Annotated in this window: 7 protein-coding genes; all 7 read right to left on the bottom strand. The window is 63.2% G+C overall.

Going from position 1 to position 8,489, the window contains the following annotated elements; all coding sequences use genetic code 11:
* Nucleotides 1–106: 106 nt before the first annotated feature.
* The 7 genes from BQ8794_RS31945 to nuoL all read right to left on the bottom strand — a co-directional run bounded on the left by BQ8794_RS31945 (nucleotide 107) and on the right by nuoL (nucleotide 8,479).
* Nucleotides 107–391: a DUF1467 family protein gene (locus tag BQ8794_RS31945; RefSeq protein ID WP_077383438.1), complete on the bottom strand. Its 285-nt coding sequence runs from the start codon at nucleotides 389–391 to the stop codon at nucleotides 107–109.
* The gene (gene mce, locus BQ8794_RS31940; RefSeq protein ID WP_077383436.1) at nucleotides 388–792 is read right to left on the bottom strand and encodes a methylmalonyl-CoA epimerase; all 405 of its coding nucleotides are present in this window, start codon (nucleotides 790–792) and stop codon (nucleotides 388–390) included. Before mce ends, BQ8794_RS31945 begins: the two co-directional genes overlap by 4 nt.
* Nucleotides 793–929: 137 nt before the next feature.
* Complete coding sequence (locus BQ8794_RS31935) at nucleotides 930–2,600, bottom strand: ribonuclease J (protein WP_077383574.1); 1,671 nt, start codon at nucleotides 2,598–2,600, stop codon at nucleotides 930–932.
* 118 nt (nucleotides 2,601–2,718) lie between these two features.
* On the bottom strand, nucleotides 2,719–3,540 hold the full coding sequence (locus BQ8794_RS31930; protein ID WP_077383434.1) for a biotin--[acetyl-CoA-carboxylase] ligase: 822 nt from the start codon (nucleotides 3,538–3,540) through the stop codon (nucleotides 2,719–2,721).
* Nucleotides 3,541–3,544: 4 nt separating this feature from the next.
* Nucleotides 3,545–4,981 carry an NADH-quinone oxidoreductase subunit NuoN gene (nuoN, locus tag BQ8794_RS31925; RefSeq protein WP_077383432.1) on the bottom strand — a complete coding sequence of 479 codons (1,437 nt, stop codon included), beginning with the start codon at nucleotides 4,979–4,981 and terminating at the stop codon, nucleotides 3,545–3,547.
* Between the two features lie 19 nt (nucleotides 4,982–5,000).
* Nucleotides 5,001–6,506 carry an NADH-quinone oxidoreductase subunit M gene (locus tag BQ8794_RS31920; RefSeq protein ID WP_077383431.1) on the bottom strand — a complete coding sequence of 502 codons (1,506 nt, stop codon included), beginning with the start codon at nucleotides 6,504–6,506 and terminating at the stop codon, nucleotides 5,001–5,003.
* On the bottom strand, nucleotides 6,506–8,479 hold the full coding sequence (gene nuoL / locus BQ8794_RS31915; protein WP_077383572.1) for an NADH-quinone oxidoreductase subunit L: 1,974 nt from the start codon (nucleotides 8,477–8,479) through the stop codon (nucleotides 6,506–6,508). Before nuoL ends, BQ8794_RS31920 begins: the two co-directional genes overlap by 1 nt.
* Nucleotides 8,480–8,489: the final 10 nt, after the last annotated feature.

Here is an 8,489-nt window from a genome sequence, read left to right as displayed (position 1 = left end):
AACGCCCCATGCACATCGAACCACAAAAACAGTCGGAAATACCTATACCTACATGGGCGTCTACAATGAATACTTCGAAAAGTTACTGTTTATGGACGGACACTAGCTAGTTTTCGGGACTCCGGATGAAATCCGGCACGATGTGCGGGATGTCGTCGATGCCGAGGCCGAGCCCCCGCGTAATGCCATAAAAGATGCCAAGCAGAACCAGCGTGACGATCGTCGTCCGCAGCACCGCGCGCAGCATATGCGGTCCGCGCGGCGCGCTGGATACCGTGCCCAGCGTCACGTCCTCATCCTCGTCCTGCGTCCTCAGGCTGAACGGCAGGATGGCGAACAGCACCACCCACCATGTGATGAAGAACAGGGCGAGAAATGAAACCCAGCTCATGCTTGCTCCAGTTCGACCAGCGTGCCGAAGAAATCCTTGGGATGCAGGAACAGCACCGGCTTGCCGTGCGCGCCGGTCTTCGGGTTGCCGTCGCCGAGGACGCGGGCGCCGCTGGCGATGAGGTGATCACGCGCGGCAAGAATATCGTCGACCTCATAGCACAGATGATGCATGCCGCCCGAGGGGTTCTTCTCGAGGAATGCCGCGATCGGCGAACCCTCACCAAGCGGCTCCAGCAATTCGATCTTGGTATTGCCGACATCGACGAACACCACCGTCACGCCATGCTCCGGCAGCGCCTGCGGCGCTGTCACCCGAGCGCCGAGCGTGTCTCGATAAGCCGCTGTCGCCGCAGCCAGATCCGGCACGGCAAGCGCGACATGGTTCAGGCGTCCAAGCATTGGAACTCCGTGGAAAGTTAGGGGAGTAGGGGAATAAGGCAGTAGGGGAGTAGGGAAAAAAGTCCGCAGGGTCGACCGCAAAGCTATTCGCTCTTCCCTACTCCCTTATTCCCCTACTCCCTTATTCCCCTACTTCGTCACCGCGTGACGAACACCGTCACCAGCGGCTTCTTGCCCCAGGCTTCATTGGCGGCGCCACGGACGGCGCGGCGCACTGCCTCCTGCACGAGGTCGAGGTCTTTTCGGCGCTGACGGGGGATGGAGTCCACGGCGCCGATTGCCGCATCGATCATCAGGTCTTCCAGGCTCTCGCCGCGGGCATCGGCCTCGGCGACGCCGATGGCGACCAGATCGGGATCGCCGGCGAGCTCATATTTGTCGTCGAGCACGACATTGACCGCCACGTGGCCAGCGAAAGACAGCTTGCGCCGGTCGCGAATGCCCATCGCCTGGTCGGTGCCGATCAGCCTGCCGTCCTTGTAGATGCGGCCGAACGGCACCTGGTCGATGATCGTCGCCGCACCGGGATAGAGCCGCAGCATGTCGCCGTTGCGCACCTGCGCCACCTGGCCGATGCCGGACACCGACATCAGCGATCCCTGCGCCACCAGATGCGCCGCCTCGCCATGCACGGGAACGCCGATCTGCGGGCGCACCCATTCATACATCTTGCGCAACTCGCTGCGGCGCGGATGGCCCGAGACATGCACCAGCGCATCGCCGTCCTCGATGATCTTGATGCCGAGATCGATCAGCCGGTTCTTGATCTCGAGGATACCCTTCTCGTTGCCGGGAATGGTGCGCGAGGAAAACACCACCGTGTCGCCTGCCGTCAGCGACACCGATTTCATCTCCTCGCGCGACAGTTTCGCCAGTGCCGCAAGCGGCTCGCCCTGGCTGCCGGTGCAGATGATGACGAGGTTTTCGCGCGGGATGAAGCCAAAGTCCTCCTCGGCGATGAATTCGGGCAGCCCATCCATGTAGCCGAGCTCGCCGGCAACATCGATGACGCGCTTCAGCGAGCGGCCGAGCACCAGGCACTGCCGGCCGGCATCGCGTGCCGCCTTGGCAATGGAGACGATGCGTCCGACATTGGAGGAAAAGGTGGTGACCGCAACGCGGCCCTTGGCGCTCTGGATGACGCCCTTGAGGCCCTCGCCAACCGCGACTTCCGACGGCGACACCCCTTCCCGCAGCGCATTGGTGGAATCGCAGATCAACGCCAGCACGCCCTTGTCGCCATAGGCGCGAAAGCGCGCCTCGTCGGTCAGCGGACCGATCGTCGGCGCCGGATCGATCTTCCAGTCGCCGGTGTGGATGACGGTACCGGCCGGCGAGGTGATCGCCAGCGACATCGGTTCGGGGATCGAATGCGCAACCGGGATGGCCTCGATCTCGAACGGGCCGACGCTGAACTTTTCACCGGCGCGGTAGATCGTCACCGGGATCTTTGGTGCGCCCTGCTCGCCCTGCCGCTTGGCTTCCAGCAATCCAGCGCCGAACGGCGTCATCCAGACCGGCGCCTTGAGCTTCGGCCATGTGTCGAGCAGCGCGCCGTAGTGGTCCTCATGCGCGTGCGTGATGACGATGCCGCGCAGATTGGCGACGTTCTCCTCGATGAAGCGCGTGTCGGGCAGCACCAGGTCGACGCCAGGCAGGCTGGCATCGGGAAAGGTCACGCCGACATCGACGACGATCCATTCGCGCGCATTGGCCGGCCCGTAGCCATAGAGGGCGAAGTTCATGCCGATCTCGCCGACGCCGCCAAGCGGCACGAAGACAAGTTCGGCGGTTTCCGCTGTCGCCATGATCATTCCTTTCCTGGCCGGTCAACCCAAGCCCGTCAAAATCTGGGGCCAGTCAAACCTGAGCCCGTCAAAAACCTTGGCCTGTCAAAAACCTTGGCCTGTCAAACCTGGGGGCCTGTCAAACCTGGGCCGACGCGACCGCACCGAAATGCACGTCGCCGGCGGCGATCGTCAGAACCGAACCCTCATCGTCGCGGATCACGAAACGGCAGTCCTCGTCAATGGTCTCGAACGTGCCGCGCACCACATTACCGTCAATTCTGACAGCAACCTGCCCGCCAAGCCCTGCCGCGCGCGCCAGCCAGCGCCGCCTGACGGCGGCCAGCCCGCGCCCATCGTTCCACAGCCGCGCATTCTCGCTCCAGGCATCCGACAGCGCCAGAAACAATGTCTCGGCATCGCAAGCAGCGCCCAGCGCGCCAAGCGATGTCGCGGGATAAGGCAAATCCTTGGGGTATGCCACAACATTGACACCGATGCCCACCGCCACCGCGAAGCGATCGCCTTCGAGTATCGCCGATTCCAGCAGGATGCCGGCAAGCTTGGCGCCGGAGGCGAGCACATCGTTTGGCCATTTCAGCTCGAAACGGTTTTTTCCATCGCTGCCGCCGTCGAGGCCGATTGCGATCCTGCCCTTCGGCACGACGGCGTCGAGCGCATCGGCGAGCGCCAGCCCGGCGACGAAGCCGAGCGTCGCGGCCAGGCGAAGCTCGGCATTGGTGACCACCAGCAGCGTCGCCGCCAGATTGCCCTCGGGCGTCGCCCAGACCCGGCCGCGCCGGCCACGCCCGCTGTCCTGTTTTTTCGAAACGACCCAGAGCTTGCCCGGATCTCCTGCCCGCGCACGGTCGAGCGCCAGCGCATTGGTGGAACCGACCGTGTCATGTGCCTCGAGCCGGAACCCTTCCGAGGCCGCTGTTGGAGCCAGCCGAAATGCCATCCCGTCAGAAGAATGTCTTGGCGGCGGCTTCGGCATAGGTGCCGATCGGCCCGCCGATCAGCACATAGAACAGCACGAAGGCGCCGCAGACACCAAGCACGACGCGAAGCTCGGTCGCCATCGGCACGAAGCCGCCGACCGGTTCGTCGAACCACATGATCTTGATGATCCGCAGATAATAATAAGCGCCCACCACCGAGGCCAGCACGCCGATGATCGCCAGCGCGTAGAGGTTGGCGTTGATGGCGGCAAGGAACACGTACCATTTCCCCCAGAAACCGGCGAGCGGCGGAATGCCGGCCAGCGAGAACATCAGGATGGTCAGGATCGTTGCCATGATCGGATTGGTCGACGACAGCCCGGCGAGATCGCTGATCTGTTCGACATTGCCTTCCTTGCGCCGCATGGCGAGGATGAAGGCGAAGGTGCCGAGCGTCATCACCAGATAGATCAGCATGTAGATGGCGACGCCGCGCACGCCGGCCTGGCTGTTGGCGGCGAGGCCGACCAGGGCGTAGCCCATATGGCCGATCGAGGAATAGGCCATCAGCCGCTTGATGTTGGTCTGGCCGATAGCCGCAAAGGCGCCGAGCAGCATCGAGGCGATCGAGATGAAGACGATGATCTGCTGCCAGTCGGCGGCGATCGGCTGGAAGGCGTCCATGGTGACGCGCACGATCAGCGCCATCGCCGCCATCTTCGGCGCCGCAGCGAGGAAGGCCGTCACCGGCGTCGGCGCGCCTTCATAGACGTCGGGCGTCCACATATGGAACGGCACCGCCGATATCTTGAAGGCAAGGCCGGCCAGCACGAAGACCAGGCCGAAGACCAGGCCAAGCTGCCGCTCGCCGCCGCCAAGTGCTGCGGCGATCTCCTGGAAGCCGGTGTTGCCGGTGTAGCCGTAGACGAGGCTGATGCCGTAAAGCAGCATGCCCGACGACAGCGCGCCGAGGACGAAATATTTTAGCCCCGCCTCGGTCGAGCGCAGATTGTCCCGGTTGATCGCCGCCAGCACGTAGATTGCCAGCGACTGCAGTTCGAGGCCGAGATAAAGCCCGATCATGCCGTTGGCCGAGATCATCAGCATCATGCCGAGCGTGCACAGCAGGATCAGCACCGGATACTCGAACTTGTCGAAATGCTCCGCCTTGGCGAAGCGCATCGACATGACCAGCGTCACCGCCGACCCGATCAGCGCCAGCACCTTCATGAAGCGGGCGAAGGGATCCTGGACGAAGGCTTCGCCGTAAGCGTTGCCCTGCCCGGTGGAAAAGATCGTCCAGACGCCGGCAACCACCAGGACGGCGACGGCAAGGCCGCTCACCGTGGTGGTGGTGTTGGCGCGCGAATAGGCGCCGAGCATCAGCAGCGCCAGGGCGCCGACGGCGAGGATCAGCTCTGGTGTCGACAGCGACAGGCTGGAGAGAAGGTCCGGCGTCATGGTTCGCAAACCTCTCGGGTCAGTTCGCCGCCGCGGTCTGCGCGGTGTCGATGGATGCGGTGACATTGGTGACGAGCGCCTTGACCGACGCGGCGGTCGCGTCGAAGACCGGCGCCGGGTAGACGCCGAAAAAGATGACCAGCACGGCCAGCGGGTAGATGATCACCTTCTCGCGCGTCGACAGGTCGAGCAGGCCTTTCAGGCTGTCCTTGCTCAGCGCGCCGAAGATCACCCGGCGATACAGCCAAAGCGCATAGGCCGCCGACAGGATGACGCCGGTGGCGGCGAAGAACGCCACCCAGGTGTTGACCCGGAACACGCCGAGCATGGTCAGGAACTCGCCGACGAAGCCGCTGGTGCCGGGCAGGCCGACATTGGCCATGGTGAAGATCATGAACACGGTGGCGTATTTCGGCATGTTGTTGACCAGCCCGCCATAGGCGTCGATGTCGCGCGTGTGCATGCGATCGTAGATGACGCCGACGCACAGGAACAGCGCGCCGGAGACCAGACCGTGCGACAGCATCTGGAAGATCGCCCCCTGGACGCCTTCCTGGTTCATCGCGAAGATGCCCATGGTGACGAAGCCCATATGGGCGACCGACGAATAGGCGATCAGCTTCTTCATGTCCTCCTGCATCAGCGCCACCAGCGAGGTGTAGATGATGGCGACGACGGACAGCGCGAAGACCAGCGGCGCAAACATCTCCGAGGCGATCGGAAACATCGGCAAGGAGAAGCGCAGGAAGCCATATCCGCCCATCTTCAGCAGGATGGCGGCCAGGATCACCGAACCGGCCGTCGGCGCCTCGACATGGGCGTCCGGCAGCCAGGTGTGCACCGGCCACATCGGCATCTTCACGGCGAAGGAGGCAAAGAAGGCAAGCCATAGCCAGGTCTGCATGGAGGCCGGGAAGTTGTGCGTCAGGAGCGTCGGGATGTCGGTGGTGCCGGACTGGAAGAACATCGCCATGATGGCGAGCAGCATCAGCACCGAGCCGGCCAGCGTGTAGAGGAAGAACTTGAACGAGGCGTAGACGCGCCGCTTGCCGCCCCACACGCCGATGATGATGAACATCGGGATCAGGCCGGCTTCGAAGAAGACATAGAACAAGACGATGTCGAGCGCGCAGAACACGCCGATCATCAGCGTCTCCAGCAGCAGGAAAGCGATCATGTAGGCCTTGACGCGCTTCTCGATCGATTCCCACGAAGCCAGGATGCAGAGCGGCATCAGGAAGGTGGTCAGGATGACGAACAGCATGGAGATACCGTCGACGCCCATATGGTAGGAGATGCCGGAATCAAGCCAGGCAAACTTCTCGACGAACTGGAAGCCAGGCTCCGCATTGTCGAAGCCGGTCCAGATGAACAGCGAGATGATGAAGGTGATACCAGTCGTCCACAACGCGATGGCGCGGATGTTGCGGCGCGCATTCTCGCTGTCGTCATTGATCAGCAGAATGAACAGCACACCAACCAGCGGCAGGAAGGTGACCAGCGAGAGGATCGGCCAGGCGGTCATCAGAGCATCATCCAGGTGACGAGTGCGGCAACGCCGATCAGCATGGCGAAGGCATAATGATAGAGGTAGCCGGTCTGCAGCTTGACGACCCGGTTGGTGACGTCGACGACGCGCGCCGAAACGCCGTCCGGACCAAGCCCGTCGATGACGGTGCCGTCACCGGTCTTCCACAGGAAGTGGCCGAGGCGTTTTGCCGGCCGCACGAACAGGAGGTCGTAGAGTTCGTCGAAATACCACTTGTTGAGCAGGAAGGCGTAGAGCCCGCGATGCTGCGCCGCCAAATTCTTCGGCATTTCCGGCGCGCGGATGTAGAATTGCCAGGCAATCGCAAAGCCGATCAGCATGGCGATGAACGGCGCCAGCTTCACCCACAGCGGCACTTCGTGGATGTCGTGCAGGATATGGTTTTCCGGCAGCGTGAACAGCGACGCCTTCCAGAACTCGGCATAGCCCTCGCCGATGAAGGCGGCATGGAAGATCACGCCGGCGAACAGCGAGCCCGCCGCCAGGATGAACAGCGGCACCAGCATGACCGGCGGCGATTCATGGACATGGTGCATGACCTCGTGGCTCGCCCGCGGCTGGCCGTGGAAGGTCATGAAGATCAGCCGCCAGGAATAGAAGCTGGTGAAGCAGGCGGCGACGACCAGCAGCACGAAGGCAAGGCCGGCGACCGGATTGTGCGCGGCAAAGGCGCTTTCGATGATCGCGTCCTTGGAGAAGAAGCCGGCGGTGCCGATCACAGTCACCGGAATGCCGACGCCGGTCAGCGCCAGCGTACCGATCACCATCATCCAGTAGGTCTTCGGAATGAGCGTTCTGAGGCCGCCCATCCTGCGCATGTCCTGTTCGTCCGAGACGGCGTGGATCACCGAGCCCGAGCCGAGGAACAGCAGCGCCTTGAAGAAGGCATGCGTGAACAGATGGAAGATCGCCGCGCCATAGGCGCCGACGCCGAGCGCCACGAACATGTAGCCGAGCTGCGAGCAGGTCGAATAGGCAATGACGCGCTTGATGTCGTTCTGGACGAGGCCGACGGTCGCCGCGAAGAAGGCGGTGAAGGCGCCGATGAAGGTGACCACGATAAGCGCCGAATGCGACAGTTCGAACAGCGGCGACAGCCGCGCCAGCATGAACACGCCGGCCGTCACCATGGTGGCGGCATGGATGAGCGCCGAGACCGGCGTCGGGCCTTCCATGGCGTCCGGCAGCCAGGTGTGCAGCGGCACCTGGGCCGACTTGCCCATGGCGCCCATGAACAGCAAGAGACAGACGACGGTCATCGCAGCCTGCTTGTCGAGTGCATAGCCGAGGAAGGTCAGCACGGCAGCGCCCTGCGAGCCGCCTTCAGCCGGAATGAACGTCGCCGCATTGGCGAAGATGGTGCCGAGATTGACCGAGCCGAACAGCACGAACACGCCGAAGATGCCGAGCGCGAAACCGAAATCGCCGACGCGGTTGACGATGAAGGCCTTGATCGCGGCGGCATTGGCCGACGGCTTCTTGTACCAGAAGCCGATCAGCAGGTAGGAGGCGAGACCGACGCCTTCCCAGCCAAAGAACATCTGCACGAGGTTGTCGGCCGTCACCAGCATCAGCATGGCAAAGGTGAACAGCGACAGATAGGCGAAGAAGCGCGGCCGGTTCGGGTCGTGATGCATGTAGCCGATCGAGTAGATGTGGACCAGCGCCGACACCGTGTTGACGACGACCAGCATCACCACCGTCAGCGTGTCGATGCGCAGCGCCCATGCGGCCTCCAGCCCGCCCGACTGGATCCAGCGCATCACCGGCACGGTGAACACCTCGCCCTCGCCGAAGCCGACCGAGAAGAAGGCGACCCACGACAGCACGGCTGATATCACCAGGAAGCCGGAGGTGATGTATTCGGACGCCTTGGCGCCGAGCGACGTGCCGAACAGGCCGACGATCAGGAAGCCGAGCAGAGGAAGGAAGACGATGGCCTGATACATGGTGGTTTCC

The organism is Mesorhizobium prunaredense (assembly GCF_900156895.1).
Lineage (GTDB): Bacteria > Pseudomonadota > Alphaproteobacteria > Rhizobiales > Rhizobiaceae > Mesorhizobium > Mesorhizobium prunaredense.
The sequence above is the reverse complement of the archived record's forward strand: the minus strand, read 5'-3'. Positions and strand labels throughout refer to the sequence as shown.